Source organism: Armatimonadota bacterium (assembly GCA_028871815.1).
In the GTDB taxonomy this organism is placed as follows: domain Bacteria; phylum Armatimonadota; class Chthonomonadetes; order Chthonomonadales; family Chthonomonadaceae; genus REEB205.
Window position 1 is genome coordinate 61049 of the sequence record JAGWMJ010000003.1, and the last position, 13579, is coordinate 74627.

A 13579-nucleotide genomic window follows, 5' to 3' on the forward strand; every position below is an offset into this window, starting at 1 on the left:
GGTACTCCGGCAGGATTCTTCTGTCCTCGGTGCGAACTGCCGTGGACGTGCCCGTGGCGCCGTTCGCACTGCGGCTACGGGTTAGCAACCATTTGGAGGACCTCCGATTCATGCGTCTCACTTTCGTTGGGTGTACAGCCGGCATCGCACTGATGGCGTGCTTCAGTCAGCTTGCTGCATTGGCAGGACCGGTCCGTCGGCAAACCAGTGGCCCGGTCGGGGTAGGAGCACTGCCGCCGAAGGTACCAGGAGTCCACGTTCTTTTCAGCGGTGACCCGGAGCAGGTTACAGCAAACTTCCGCAACTTCGGCGCTCCCGGCCCGGCATCCTGGACCGTGAGCAACGGCGCCATGATCGCCGCCAACGGAAACATCGTAACGAGGCTCAAGCTCACAGATTTCCAGCTGCATCTGGAATGGAAGGAGCCTTACATGCCTAATGCGCACGGTCAGGAGCGTGGAAACAGCGGAATTGGCCTGGATGAGCGCTACGAAATCCAGGTGCTCGATTCGTACGGCATCGCCTCGCCGGGCAGCGGTGATTGCGGGTCGGTTTACGGGCAATCGGCCCCCCTGATCAATGCGTGCAAACCGCCGCGCGTATGGCAAAGCTACGACATCATCTTCCGCGCGCCGCGCTGGGATGCAAACGGCAAGAAGACTCAAGACGCCCGTGTCACCGTGTTCCAGAACGGAATGATCGTGCAAAATAACACGCGCATACAGGGCACAACCGGCATAGGTCGCGGCAGCGAAGGAAACAGCCCAGGCGGCATCATTCTGCAGTACCACGGCAATCCGATGTCGTTTCGCAATATCTGGGTGGTATCTCTGCCACTCAGTGGCGCGGCGCACTACTAGAACCGAAACGGAGGGCCGTACCATTTTCTTCCCGTATGGCCCCACCGTACATAAAAGCCGCAATCGCGCGCCTTAATCCGGCGCCGGCTTTTGCGCGAGCGCGCGGCTGGAGCGCGGGTATACTCATTTGAACCCACGCCGGCTTAAGTGTGCCGGCATCAGCTCCACAGCGTTATCCAGGAGAACCGCGTGCGATGAACGAGGAAGATGCGCCAGGATTTACGGTTGTGGATCGGCGCAGCAGCGGCGATGATGTTGTGGAGGCAACGGACGAAACCGTCGCTTCAATGCCGGAAGTTGCACCCGACGTCGACCAGACCGATGCGGAGCCCGAGCTGCAGATGCCGCCGCCCGAGTACTTGCTCAATCTGGCATGCCTGAGCCTTTCGGTTACGGAACTCTGCGCTACGCTGGTGTTTGTACTGGACCAGAAAGCCCGTATCCATATGGGTCTCCTGGCGGACCCCAATACGGGTGAGGTGAAGGTTAGCCTGGATGACGCCCGCCTGGCGATCGACCTTATCCAATTCCTTGCGCCAAGGGTTCGTCGTGAGATACCGCCTGAGGCAGCCGCAGAGCTGGATCGGCGCACCAACGATTTACGAATGAACTTTGTGACTCGCAGCCAGGGTCCCACGAAAGATGGGTGACGCCACGCTTTCCGACTCGACGGCGGATGATCGACGTCCGCTGGCGGCCGTGGTGCTGGCGGCGGGAAAATCGACCCGGATGCGCAGCGCCACGCCAAAGGCGCTGCACAACCTGTGCGGCATACCCATGGCGCAACACGTTGTCAGAGCGTGCAGGGCCGTTGGGGCCGGCAATATTCACGTAGTTGTTGGCCACCAGGCAGAACTGGTCCGCGCGGGCCTGGGTGATGACGTGGAGTACGTTGATCAACCGGTCCAGCTAGGCACCGGAGACGCTGTTGCGCAATGCCGGCCGGCGTTGGGCAGATGGCAGGGCGACATCCTGGTGATGGCCGGAGATGTGCCGCTTATCCGCGGCGACTCGCTTGAATCCATGCTCCGTCTGCATTGGGTATCTGGAGCCGCGGTAACACTGTTGACGGCGGTGCTCCCGGATCCTACCGGGTATGGTCGCGTCGTGCGCAACGAACAGACGGACGAGATAACCGGCATCGTCGAGCACCGCGATTGCAGCCCGCAACAGCTGGCGATCCGCGAGGTGAATCCCTCGATCTATGTGTTCCGCGCTGATGCCTTATGGACCGCTCTGGAGCGCATTACCAACAACAACCAACAGGGCGAGTACTATCTGACCGATACGCTCCATCTGCTGCGAGATATGGGAGAAAAGGTCGCCGGTCTGCCGGTACGCGATCACACCGAGGTATTCGGCGTTAACAACCGGATCGAGTTGTCACAGGCCGCTGCGATACTGCGCGGACGTATCCTGGACGCGCTGATGTTGTCGGGCGTATCCATCACCGACCCGGCGACGACCTGGGTGGACCTCGACATCACGGTTGGCGAAGATACGGTGATCGAACCGAACACACTGCTTTCGGGCAATACGCATATCGGGGCGGGATGCGTGATTGGCCCTGGAGCGCGCATCGTATCCAGTACCATTGGCGACGGCAGCGTGATCTGTAGTTCTCAGGTAGTGGATAGCCGCATTGGCGCAGGATGTAAAGTGGGCCCATTCGCACACCTTCGGCCTGGGACAGTACTTGGTCAGGGTGTGAAGATTGGCGACTTTGTAGAGATCAAGAATTCCCGTTTGGAGACCGGCGCGCAGGCTTCGCATCTGGCCTATATCGGTGATGCCGAAATAGGCCGCAGTACAAACATCGGCGCCGGCACAATCACCTGCAACTACGACGGCGCCCACAAACATCGGACACGAATCGGCAGCAACGTTTTCGTCGGCTCCAACTCCACGCTGATCGCGCCGCTGGAGATTGGGGATGGGGCGTTTATTGCAGCAGGTTCGGCTGTTCCGGAGGATGTTCCAGCCGATGCGCTCGTGATTGCACGTGCCCGGCCTGTTACGAAGCCTGGCTGGGCCGCGGCGCGACGAGCGCAAGCTATGGCCACAGCCTCGCCGCAAAAGCCGCAGCCTTAGGCGACACTGAAGACCCGACAGGAGCTTTCGCGTGGAATTCGATTCAGGCTTCCGCATCTTCGCAGGTAACGCCAATCCGCAACTGGCCAGGGACATCGCTGCCGTCCTCAAGGTTCAGCTTGGTGCCATTACCGTCAGCAGATTCGCCGACGGTGAAAGCCGCGTCAAGATCGAGGAGAGCGCCCGTGGGCAGGATATCTTCATCGTGCAGCCGACCTGCGCGCCGGTGAACGACAACCTGATGGAACTGCTCATCATGCTGGATGCATTCCGTCGCGCTTCGGCCCGAAGAATTACCGTTGTGCTGCCTTACTATGGTTATGCCAGGCAGGACAAGAAGATCAAGCCGCGGGAACCGGTTACGGCACGACTTATCGCCAATCTGATTTCGCAGGCGGGCGCCACGCGCGTACTCTGCGTTGACCTGCATGCCGGGCAGATACAGGGCTTTTTTGACGTGCCGGTCGACCACCTGTACGCCGGACCCCTTATCGCCGAACATCTCGTGGAGGAAGACCTGAAGGACGGAAACACCGTGGTTGTCTCCCCGGATGTAGGCGGGGTAGCGCGAGCGCGCGCTCTGGCCGAGCATCTTAGCACGCCCATAGCGATCATTGCTAAACGGAGACCCGAACCGAACAAAGTTGAGATCATGGAGATCATCGGCGATGTGGCCGGCAAGCGGTGTGTAATGATCGACGATATGATCGACACGGGTTCCAGCATCGTGCAAGGCGCCGTCGCGCTGATGGACCGTGGCGCTGAGGAGGTGCACGCCTGCTGCACGCACGCCATACTAAGCGACCACGCTGTGGAGCGGCTCAAGGAGTCACCGCTGAAATCGGTAGTCGTTACCGATACAATCCCGGTCCCGCCGGAACGCCGATTTCCGCGCCTCAAAGTGCTGTCGGTGGCCAATCTGCTGGCCGAGGCGATCCACCGGATACATGACGATATGTCGGTAAGCGAGCTGTTCCGACATTATGCTGCGCACTAGAAGTGCAGCAGGAGTCGACCGTGGCAAAGGTTCAGATAGCGCGGACGAATGCGGCGCTGATCGCCGATGTTGACGGCACATCATCGCGAGCGGGTGGCGGTTGCTTCTGGTGGCTGGGCCAGCACTCGTTTATCGTTAAGGTTGGCGGCAGGGTTGTGTACATCGATCCTTTCCTCTCCCCGTTGCCGGCGCGCCAAACACCGCCGCTGCTGCTGCCATCCGATGTGACCAATGCCGACCTGGTGCTTGTTAGCCATGGCCATCTCGACCACCTGGATCCTTTTGCCCTTCGTGGAATCGGCAGCGCCTCGCCGGATGCCGTGTTTGTTTGCCCGAAAACGGAGGCGCACCGGCTCGTAGAGGAGGCGGGTATCGCAGAATCTCGCATCCGCGCCGCGTCGGCAGATGAGCATCTCCACGAGGCAGGTTTCGCGGTCACCACCATCAAGGCGAAGCACGAGTTCTTCCATGAGGACCCCGAACTCGGCTTCCCGTTTCTGGGATTCGTACTGGAGCGCGATGGCGCCCGCCTCTATCACGCCGGAGACACAATACCGTGGGACGGGCTGGAGGCTCTGCTGCGGACATGGCCTCGCCTCGATGCTGCTCTGGTTCCGATTAATGGACGGGATGCCGAGCGCCTGAAGAACAACATAATGGGAAACCTGACGTTTCAGGAAGCGGCAGAACTAGCAGGCGAGCTCAATGTTGGTCTTGCCGTGCCCGCGCACTACGACATGTTCATTGGCAATCAGGAAGACCCGGCCCGATTTGTGGATTTCCTGGAGGCTAAGTATCCGCACGTGCCGCACTGGGTTGGTTCGGCGGGCGAGTGTGTCCCGTTTGGAGCGCGCTAGGCGGTCCTGCCCGAATGGTAACCGTCGGGTCTTGCCGGAACGCTGCCAAGTTCCGCACAGCCGCGCTCAACGCTTTCCAGAATGGCCCCATGGAGCGCCGGTTTAGCCGCGGCGATCAACGTGCCGAAATTCGAAGGCTGCGTATCCAGCAGATCCCACCGATCGATCGGCAGACCGTGAGCGTCCGTAACACAGGCGCCTGCCTGGAGAGCGATGTACGCGGCTGCCGCCGCGTCATATGGGCACAAAGCGATCGGTCTCCCGTCGCCGTACGCATTGAATCGAGGCTGTAACCAGTCAAGCTCATGCAGCAGTCTGGCGCGAACGTCCACAACGGCCGAAAGCTGGCCAGTGGCCAGGCGGGTCAATTCAAACGCAGTGCTATTCAGTACAAAGAGACCGCCGCGGAGCGTGCAGCCGCTCACTACCTCATTTAGCACGCGGAAAACCACGTCGAGCGGTGCGCCAACCACATCCACAGCGACTCCCGCTCTGCCCGGCTCCGCCCCTTCTCGGAGCAGAACCGGCAGTTCATGCCCGTCGTACCGGGATCTGGTCACGCTGCCACCCGAAGCAGCAATGCAATCGCCGGTTAGCAACTCCACAACCACGGCGGCATCCACGTCGCCGAAACATGGCCTTGCCAGCCCCGGAGCTGCCGCGATCGAAACAACGCAGGCTTCCAGACCTGCCATTGCGCTGCGCGTGCCGTCAATCGGATCGATGATCAACACCCTCTCATACGAACTTCTGCCGCCAGGTACCCGCAGCCCGCGATCCTCCGTATACACTGCCCAGGGCAGGTGCTGCCGAGCCATGAAGCCTTCAATCGCTTCTTCGGCGACTTCGTCGATCTGAAAGGTGGTGTCGCCGCTTGATGCCTGGCCGGTGACGGTGCGTCCAGTTGCCGAACCAAGAAAAGGCAGCACCGCCGTGCGGACCGTATTCGCAAGCTGGGTCATCAAACCACAGGTATTCACAGGCGCCTATCCTCAGGTATCGTTAGCACACGCTCGCGATGGGGCGGCATGAAAGGCAAGTTTACCGTATGACGCGTGACCTCATTATCCTCGGCTCGGGACCTGCCGGCTACACAGCGGCACTCTACACCGGCCGCGCCAATCTGAAGCCGCTTCTCATTGATGGCGGTGCCGGGCATGGTCAGGACCTTCTCGGTGCTGGTGGGCAGCTTACAATCACCACAGAGGTTGAGAACTACCCTGGATTCGAGCACGGAATACAGGGCCCAGAGTTGATGGAGATCATGCGCAAACAGGTGCTGCGTTTCAACGTCGATCTCGTGGAGGATCTGGCAACGCGCGTGGATCTTGGCAGCCGACCATTTAAGGTATGGGTCGGCGACGAACTGTATGAGTCCAAAGCGCTTATCGTCACGACTGGAGCGTCGGCGAAATGGCTGGGCTTGCCGGAGGAGCGGCCGGTCTGGGAAGGCGGACTTGGCGGCGCCGGTATCTCTGCGTGCGCAACCTGCGACGGCTTCTTCTTCCGCAATATGCCGGTTGCTGTTATCGGTGGTGGTGACACGGCGATGGAGGAAGCGCTGTACCTCGTGAACCATGCCGCGCGCGTTTTCGTCATCCATAGGCGCGACACTCTGCGAGCGTCCAAGATTATGCAGGACCGGGCGAGCAATCACCCCAAGATTGAGTTCCTCTGGAATAAACGAGTGGCGGAAGTACACGATCCTGCCGAAAAAAAGCTTTCTGGTTTGACGTTGGTGGATACGGAGACGGGCGATCGCTCGGAGCTTGCAGTGCAGGGCATGTTCGTAGCTATCGGTCACAAACCGAATACGGACCTGTTTGTCGGACAGTTGGAGTTGGATGCTGCCGGCTACATCGTGACCCACCATAACGTTCGTACCACCCGATTCGGTGTTTACGCGGCGGGTGACGTGCAGGATCCCGAGTACCGCCAGGCCGTAACGGCAGCAGGAAGCGGCTGTATGGCGGCAATTGAGGCCGAGCGACTGCTTGAGCTTGAGAGGGCCGTCGGACCAGAGAATGCGGCTGCCGGATGGTGATAGCTCAGCGATGACGCGTGCGCAGCCGCTGCATGACCCTGCGTGTCGCGGCGTCCGCGCTGGTTTGCATTAGCTCAATGCCGGTTCCATTTTGTCCTGGGAAAATGCGAATGCTATCTTGTTTGCGCTGTTCAGGCCGTTCGAATCGCGCTTCTTTGCCATTTGGAGTCTGCTCGATCACGTGGGTTGCTGAAGGGAATGCCGAACGGTACCATGCCGTCACGGTGCTGTACGACGCCGGAGTATTGTATACGGCAATCGAAACCGTCGGCATCTCTACGCGCATCGGCTGGCCACTGTCGTCGATGAGTGGCTTCGCGCCCGGGAACAGAGGCATTCCCATAAACGCGCCGGCCGCGCGACTCGCCGGCGAGACCCTCATTCGCGACGCGCATCCACATATGGTGAACGGAATAACGGCGGAGACCAGCAACGCACACCGACACCACACGGTGCGACAGTAGGTCCGGCGATGGCTCAAATCAATCTCCAAGGGTCAAACGTAAGTGCGGCTGGCGTTACGATAAGCATTCCCGTATTCGAGGGTCCGCTCGAACTGTTGCTGCAGTTGCTGCGCCAAAACCAGGTAGAGATCTATGATATCCCAATCGCCGTGATAACCGCCCAGTACCTTGAGCTTGTCAGGCTGGTTCAGCTGCACAACCTGGGCGAGCTCGGAGACTACCTGGTGATGGCGGCCACGCTCATAGAAATCAAGTCACGCATGCTGCTGCCGCGGCCGCCTTCCGTTGATGCAGACGATGAAGACGACCCGCGTGCCGAGCTGGTGGCCAGATTGCTCGAGTACGAAAGAGTTCGCGATTCAGCCGAGTATCTCGCAGAGTGTGAGGCAGCACGACGAGATCTCTGGTTCCGGCTTGGCGGTTCGGTTGTAGACGGGTGGGCAATCCCGCTGGCGCAACCGGATGCCGACCCGATGACTTTGCTCAAGGCCCTACAGCGAGTTCTGGCGCGTGTGGGAATCGAGGATCGCGAATCCGCGCCGCCTCTGACACGGCGCCGCGTTTCACTTCGCCTGAAGATGGCGGAGGTGCTGCAACAGTTGGAGAGCGCATCGGGTTCCCTGGCCTTCGATGATCTTTTTAACGTCGAAACGCGCATCGGCGAGATTGTAATCACATTTCTTGCCCTGCTGGAACTGATGCGGCGCGGCCGCCTACGTGCCGTTCAACGGGCACATGACGCGCCGATACGCATCCGGCTGACGCCGTCGGAGGAACGCGTTGCGACGCACTGACGCAGCCGCTCCTGTATCGCCGGAACAGACCTTCGTACCGGTGACGGAAGGACTCCTGTTCGCAGCCGATCGTCCGCTGACGGTTGAGGAGGTTGCCGCGGCGCTCGAGACCGAGCCATGGCTCACCGAGGATGTGCTGCGGGCCGTTCGCAGGCATCTGGATAGTACTGGGAGCGGTTTGCAGCTTCTTCAGATCGCCGGCGGATGGCAGCTGGCCACCAGGCCCGAGCACGCTCCAGTGATCGCCCGCCTGAGCCAACAATCCGCCCAACGCCTATCCAGAGCAGCACTCGAAACTCTCTCAATTGTGGCTTACCATGCCCCTGTCACCATCCCGGAAATCGAGGCTGTCCGCGGTGTATCGTCGGGCTCGGTACTCAAGACGCTGCTGGATCGCGGCCTGATTATCGAGCAGGGGCGCAAGGATGCTCCCGGCCGACCAGTTCTGTATGTCACCACCGATGAGTTCCTGCACTACTTCGGGTTGGCAACTCTGGATGATCTGCCGCCCCTACCAGTCGCGGAAGCCACCTCGGAAGCCGATACGGTATCGGTATAATATCGGTTCGCACCAAGGGACTGTCGCACGTCAATATGCCAGAAATCACCGAAGACCTTACACCGAGCCAGATTGTTCTGGAACTGGATCGATATATTGTTGGACAGGCTGCCGCAAAGCGAGCCGTTGCCGTCGCGCTGCGCAACAGGTACCGGCGCCGCCTTATGCCCGATGACCTCCGCGACGAAGTAATACCGAAAAACATCCTGATGATCGGGCCAACGGGCGTTGGCAAAACGGAGATCGCCCGGCGTCTTGCCACACTGGCCGCAGCTCCATTCGTTAAAGTGGAGGCCACCAAGTTCACAGAGGTCGGTTACGTAGGGCGCGATGTGGACTCGATGATTCGCGATCTCACGCAGGTTGCGGCCCGGTTGGTGGAAGCTGAGAAGCGCACAGAAGTACGTCCGGAGGCACAGCGTCGAGCCATCGAACGCCTACTGGATATACTACAGCCGGCCTCTGGGGAGAGTGCGGCTGCCAAGCAGCGCCCACGGGAGGGTGAACCCGGCGACGTCATGGCACAAATGCGCCGATTGGTAGGTTCGATCTTCTCAAGCGAAGATGGTCCGGTGGTTGCGCCGACCGTGCCGGAACCGCCGGCAGAGCCGGAGGCCGAGCTCACGCCGGAAGCCGCCGATAAGAAGAAACGTGACGCTGAGCGCCGAGCAAGAATCCGCGAGCGGTTGAAGGAGCAACTGTTAGCGGGGACACGCGACGAGGAACTGATAAGCGTCACCGTCGCGGATCGCGGGCGTCCACCGATGATGCAGTTCTTCGGGCCACAAGGGATGGAAGAGATGGGCATGGATATGAGCAGCTCATTGGGCGGGATGATGCCGCAAAAGCGGCGAACGCGTAAAATGACGATCGGCGAGGCAAAGGCCGTCTTTACCGAGGAGGAAGCTGCCGCGATTATCGATCGTGACGCGGTGATGAAGGATGCGGTGCTGCGCACCGAACAGACCGGCATCGTATTTGTGGACGAGATCGATAAGATTGCGGGAAAGAGCGGTCCTGGTGGTGCCGGCGGACCAGACGTTTCGCGGGAAGGCGTGCAGCGCGACATCCTGCCAATTCTCGAGGGATCGACGGTAAACACCAAATATGGGCCCGTAAAAACGGACCACATCCTCTTTATCGCTGCCGGAGCCTTCCATGTGTCCAAACCGTCCGACCTGATACCGGAACTCCAGGGCCGCCTGCCGATCCGGGTTGAGCTTGAGAACCTGAATCAGGATGACTTTGAGCGGATCCTGGTTGAACCCAGGAACGCGTTAACGCGGCAGTACACCGGGTTACTTGCAACCGAGGGAGTTACTTTGGAGTTCACTGCCGAGGGCATTGCCGAGATAGCCCGGGTTGCGGCCGCGGTCAACCGCTCCAGTGAGAACATCGGCGCGCGGCGATTGCACACCGTGATGGAAAAGCTGCTGGAGGATGTGTCGTTTGATGCTCCCGATCTGGACTCTCCCGTGATCCATATCGATGACGAGTATGTTCGGACGCGATTGTCCAAAATCGCAAGCGATGAAGACCTGAGCAGATACATCCTTTAGATCGCCAGGTTGCGGAACCGAGGTACATCCGTTGGTTAACGGGAAGCAACTGGCTGGGCCCTCCTGCACAATAGCGCCGATGCTCTCAGTGCGGCGAGGCTCGGATGCAGTCGATTTCTATCAGCGCGCGTTTGGCGGCGCCGTTGTATTTCGGATTGACGCGCCGGATGGAGCCGTTGTCGCCCGCCTCGCCATTGCAGGCGCTGAGTTCTGGGTTGCTGATGAATCCCCGGAGCACGCCAACTACAGCCCGGAAACGCTGGGCGGCTCTACCACGCGGATGGTGCTGGTGGTGGAAGACCCAGACGGTTTGCAGGCGGCGGCTATTGCCGCCGGCGCTGCCGAGGTTCAGTGCGTTGAGGACAACTACGGCTGGCGTCTGGGCCGGATTGTAGATCCCTTCGGGCACCACTGGGAGATCGGACACCCGCTGGAAGCCGGATGACGGGTGGGCCGTAATGTTGAGGCCGTAGGCCCGTGTCGCATGCCGAGGTGGCCCGGTGGGCCCGGCAGCAACCGGACTCTGTCCGCCTATACGAAGGGCAAGTGATTGAAGCTGCCGTTCAGGATTGAGGCTGACGGCGTTTTCAACCAGACGTCCATCAGGGTGGCGTACACCTGCCGGAAGTCGACATTGTACTTCAGGTCGCCCTCGTCCAGATCGGCCAACGACGGATACTCACCGTAAAGGCCGCCCTTGACTGCGCCGCCCATCACGAACATCGGGCCGGCCTGGCCGTGATCCGTTCCGGCCGATGCGTTTTCCTGAACTCGGCGACCAAACTCCGAGAACGTCATCACCACCACATCATTCTGCGCACCTATCCGCGACAGCTCCGCATAGAAGGCGGCCAGTGAGTCGCCGACATCCTTCAACACACGGGCCTGTGTCGGTGGTTGGTTGGCATGTGTATCGAACCCGCCCGTCGATACGTAATAGACGCGCGTTCCAATGCCGGCGCCGATCAACTGCGCCACTGCCTTCAGGTTTCGCGCCAGAAGTGAGTTTGGCATGGCTGCTGGAACCAGCGTGCTGTTTGCCGGCGAGCCCGCATCCAACGCCTGGCCGCTGGGCGTCCCCAGTTCTTCGGCAGGAGCTGGTTTGGCTAGCAGCACCTTTCGGACCCTCTCGCTTGTGGTGTAGGCGTCCAGCCCAATTTTGCGCACCAGATCCACCACCGAGTTCGCCATGGTGCCCTGCTCATAAAGCTGTGTGAACGCCCGGATCTCGGGGACCTTCTCTGGGTAGGCGATTGTCTGCAGCTGGTACGACTGCGGGTTTTGCATCGAAACAACCGAGCCAAAGTCGCTGTGAAGCGTCTTCGGCACTTCACCGCCGAAATTGACTCCGATCAACGGGTTGGACTTCAAGTGGCCGTCGGCATCAAACCAGCGGCCCAACCAGCCGTCAGCTTCTACTCTGGCAGTAGGATCGGCCGTCTGCCATATCTCCATGCTCCGGAAATGCGAACGATTTGGGTCGGGATAACCGGCGCCCTGCACAATTGCCAGCCGTCCCTGATCGTAGATCGGCTTCAGCGCTGCGAGGGATGCGTGCAGACCGATCTTTGGTGAGATGCTTACAATGTCCGCGGCGTTGACGCCGATTGTGGGCCTATAGCGCCGGTAGAGTGGATCGGTATAGGGAATGACGGTGTTCAACCCATCGTTTCCACCACTCATCTGCAGCACCACAAGGATTCTGCCATTGCTTCCGCCAGCCGCCGCCTGTGCCGCCGCTCGGGCAACAATGGAGGGAGCTGCCATTCCAAGCGATACGAATGTGAGTCCGTTCTTGATACATGCCCGGCGAGTGAGTTCCATCTCGTATTCCTTATGCCTGTCTGGCGGCGCCTATACCAGCTGATATTCCGGCGTCAACATAACCATATGCAGCAGTCCATGTATCTTGCGAACAGCAACGGCGCGCTCGCGTCCCGGTCCGTTGATGTCAAACGGCTCCTGGTCGCCATCCGGGCCGGTTTCGAGATAGGTAAGCAACACATTGCGAGTTGCCGCCGATAAGTTCCGGTTCATGAGGCGCATCGAGCAGTAATCCACCGCCTCTTCGGGCGACGTGATCACGCCGGAATCAAGCTGCTGGTGGATGTCGCGAATGAGCGGTGCGTTGGCTTCGTTCATCCTGGCGAGTTGCATCGCGAAGTTGAACCGCGTGAGCAGTGTGGTGGTGTTGATCCACGTCATTCCACCGTCCCAGCCCTTGACGTTTGGCGGGTTGAACAGCTCCTGCCCCATAGATTTCATGGCGTAGGGTGCGGCGCGCATCGGCCCCTCCGCCCCTGTATTTCGAAGGGTCCCAACCACAAACTCGGCGGGGCTCCTGGCCTTGCCGTATACGGCAAGCGGTGAATAGAACTGATCGGAGCGAAAGATCGCTGCCATCACCGGCTTGATCTCGAACCCGCTCCGTGTAAACAGCTGTGCAAACGGCTCTACATCCTCCGGAGTCGGATGGTCGTGTACAAAGAACTTGAACAGCTTGGTAGCGATAAACCGCGCGCAGGCGGGATTATCCACGACCATGTTCACAACGTCGCCGCCGTCCCAGTTGCCTGTTTGGCCCAGAAACGTCTTCACTCCATCATCATGAACACGTGGTCGAAAGAAGAACCGTCCCGTCAATGGCTGGCAGCTCCAGCCGGTGAATGCCCGGGCGCCCTCGTGAACATCCTCTTCGGTATAGTTACCGATGCCGAGCGTAAAGAGCTCCATCAACTCGCGGCAATAGTTTTCGTTTGCGTGGCCCTTGCGGTTTGTCTGGTTGTCCAGATAGAGGATCATCGCAGGATTCTGAGAGACCGCCAGCGTCAGCGCTTTGAAGTTGCCCAGCGCGTGCTGACGGAACAGCTGATTCTGCTGGAACATCAACAGAGGCTGGTTTACTTTCGAAAACCCGGTGGCGAAGTGGCCATGCCAAAACAGCGTCATCTTCTCTTGCAAAGGATTTGCGCTGCGCACCATCTTGTCAATCCACCAAACCTGCAGATCGGCAAAGTCGCGAAAATCGACCAGGTTCTCCATCAGCCGATCTGCCACGTGATCGTATGTGATCGAGGAGGGGTCCGTGTCAAAGCTCAACAAGCGGTCAATCGTCTTCTGAATGCCATCGCCCACCGCGGCCGTGACCTCATCGTGCGTAGCGCCGAAACCGGCCCGACGGAACAGGTGTGCGATCCTGTCGTACTCCGTGAGAGTTGTTGCCGCACCGCTCATAGCGTGCTCCTGCTGCGTACAGAGTTCCGCCCGAAAATCGATGCCGTGCCGGGCGGCACGCGAGTGTAGACGCAACAATAAGTGAAATGTTTACTGGCAGCAGAATGGTTACGCCCCAAT

General features: G+C 59.8%; 14 protein-coding genes. 11 read left to right on the forward strand and 3 right to left on the reverse strand.

The window, feature by feature from the left end:
* Window positions 1–110: 110 nt before the first annotated feature.
* The 5 genes from KGJ62_04715 (at window position 111) to KGJ62_04735 (ending at window position 4805) form a co-directional block, all read left to right on the forward strand.
* Window positions 111–860, forward strand: coding sequence for a DUF1080 domain-containing protein (locus KGJ62_04715; protein ID MDE2125872.1), 750 nt, complete (start codon window positions 111–113; stop codon window positions 858–860).
* 194 nt (window positions 861–1054) lie between these two features.
* Entirely contained in the window at window positions 1055–1510 is a 456-nt protein-coding gene (locus KGJ62_04720) for a DUF1844 domain-containing protein (GenBank protein ID MDE2125873.1), read from the forward strand.
* Window positions 1503–2951 (forward strand): bifunctional UDP-N-acetylglucosamine diphosphorylase/glucosamine-1-phosphate N-acetyltransferase GlmU, encoded by a 1449-nt coding sequence (gene glmU, locus KGJ62_04725; protein ID MDE2125874.1) that lies wholly within the window; start codon window positions 1503–1505, stop codon window positions 2949–2951. Before KGJ62_04720 ends, glmU begins: the two co-directional genes overlap by 8 nt.
* Window positions 2952–2982: 31 nt before the next feature.
* Window positions 2983–3948, forward strand: coding sequence for a ribose-phosphate pyrophosphokinase (locus KGJ62_04730; GenBank protein MDE2125875.1), 966 nt, complete (start codon window positions 2983–2985; stop codon window positions 3946–3948).
* Between the two features lie 20 nt (window positions 3949–3968).
* Entirely contained in the window at window positions 3969–4805 is an 837-nt protein-coding gene (locus KGJ62_04735; GenBank protein MDE2125876.1) for an MBL fold metallo-hydrolase, read from the forward strand.
* Here KGJ62_04735 and KGJ62_04740 read toward each other — a convergent pair.
* Complete coding sequence (locus KGJ62_04740; protein ID MDE2125877.1) at window positions 4802–5785, reverse strand: hypothetical protein; 984 nt, start codon at window positions 5783–5785, stop codon at window positions 4802–4804. The two genes, KGJ62_04735 and KGJ62_04740, sit on opposite strands and share 4 nt — an antisense overlap.
* A gap of 68 nt (window positions 5786–5853) precedes the next feature.
* On the opposite strand from KGJ62_04740, the gene trxB reads away from it, so the two are divergent.
* From trxB to KGJ62_04770, 6 genes are all read left to right on the forward strand, one after another.
* A complete protein-coding gene (trxB, locus tag KGJ62_04745) occupies window positions 5854–6849 on the forward strand; it encodes a thioredoxin-disulfide reductase (GenBank protein ID MDE2125878.1) in 996 nt (331 codons plus the stop codon).
* 155 nt (window positions 6850–7004) lie between these two features.
* Window positions 7005–7313 (forward strand): hypothetical protein, encoded by a 309-nt coding sequence (locus tag KGJ62_04750; GenBank protein ID MDE2125879.1) that lies wholly within the window; start codon window positions 7005–7007, stop codon window positions 7311–7313.
* A gap of 8 nt (window positions 7314–7321) precedes the next feature.
* A complete protein-coding gene (locus tag KGJ62_04755; GenBank protein MDE2125880.1) occupies window positions 7322–8107 on the forward strand; it encodes a segregation/condensation protein A in 786 nt (261 codons plus the stop codon).
* Window positions 8094–8666, forward strand: coding sequence for an SMC-Scp complex subunit ScpB (scpB, locus tag KGJ62_04760; protein ID MDE2125881.1), 573 nt, complete (start codon window positions 8094–8096; stop codon window positions 8664–8666). Before KGJ62_04755 ends, scpB begins: the two co-directional genes overlap by 14 nt.
* A gap of 35 nt (window positions 8667–8701) precedes the next feature.
* Complete coding sequence (gene hslU / locus KGJ62_04765; protein ID MDE2125882.1) at window positions 8702–10225, forward strand: ATP-dependent protease ATPase subunit HslU; 1524 nt, start codon at window positions 8702–8704, stop codon at window positions 10223–10225.
* A 79-nt stretch (window positions 10226–10304) separates the two neighbouring features.
* Window positions 10305–10670 (forward strand): VOC family protein, encoded by a 366-nt coding sequence (locus KGJ62_04770; protein ID MDE2125883.1) that lies wholly within the window; start codon window positions 10305–10307, stop codon window positions 10668–10670.
* Between the two features lie 86 nt (window positions 10671–10756).
* Here KGJ62_04770 and KGJ62_04775 read toward each other — a convergent pair whose 3' ends face one another.
* Window positions 10757–12049 carry a DUF1501 domain-containing protein gene (locus tag KGJ62_04775; protein MDE2125884.1) on the reverse strand — a complete coding sequence of 431 codons (1293 nt, stop codon included), beginning with the start codon at window positions 12047–12049 and terminating at the stop codon, window positions 10757–10759.
* 30 nt (window positions 12050–12079) lie between these two features.
* Window positions 12080–13459, reverse strand: coding sequence for a DUF1800 domain-containing protein (locus tag KGJ62_04780; GenBank protein MDE2125885.1), 1380 nt, complete (start codon window positions 13457–13459; stop codon window positions 12080–12082).
* Between the last annotated feature and the right edge of the window lie 120 nt (window positions 13460–13579).

Bases quoted from the DNA above. Each gene is read 5' to 3' on its own strand.
- KGJ62_04715 (MDE2125872.1), top strand. From the start codon at position 111: ATGCGTCTCACTTTCGTTGGGTGTACAGCCGGCATCGCACTGATGGCG.
- KGJ62_04720 (MDE2125873.1), top strand. From the start codon at position 1,055: ATGAACGAGGAAGATGCGCCAGGATTTACGGTTGTGGATCGGCGCAGC.
- glmU (MDE2125874.1), top strand. From the start codon at position 1,503: ATGGGTGACGCCACGCTTTCCGACTCGACGGCGGATGATCGACGTCCG.
- trxB (MDE2125878.1), top strand. From the start codon at position 5,854: ATGACGCGTGACCTCATTATCCTCGGCTCGGGACCTGCCGGCTACACA.
- KGJ62_04755 (MDE2125880.1), top strand. From the start codon at position 7,322: ATGGCTCAAATCAATCTCCAAGGGTCAAACGTAAGTGCGGCTGGCGTT.
- hslU (MDE2125882.1), top strand. From the start codon at position 8,702: ATGCCAGAAATCACCGAAGACCTTACACCGAGCCAGATTGTTCTGGAA.
- KGJ62_04770 (MDE2125883.1), top strand. From the start codon at position 10,305: ATGCTCTCAGTGCGGCGAGGCTCGGATGCAGTCGATTTCTATCAGCGC.
- KGJ62_04775 (MDE2125884.1), bottom strand. From the start codon at position 12,049: ATGGAACTCACTCGCCGGGCATGTATCAAGAACGGACTCACATTCGTA.
- KGJ62_04780 (MDE2125885.1), bottom strand. From the start codon at position 13,459: ATGAGCGGTGCGGCAACAACTCTCACGGAGTACGACAGGATCGCACAC.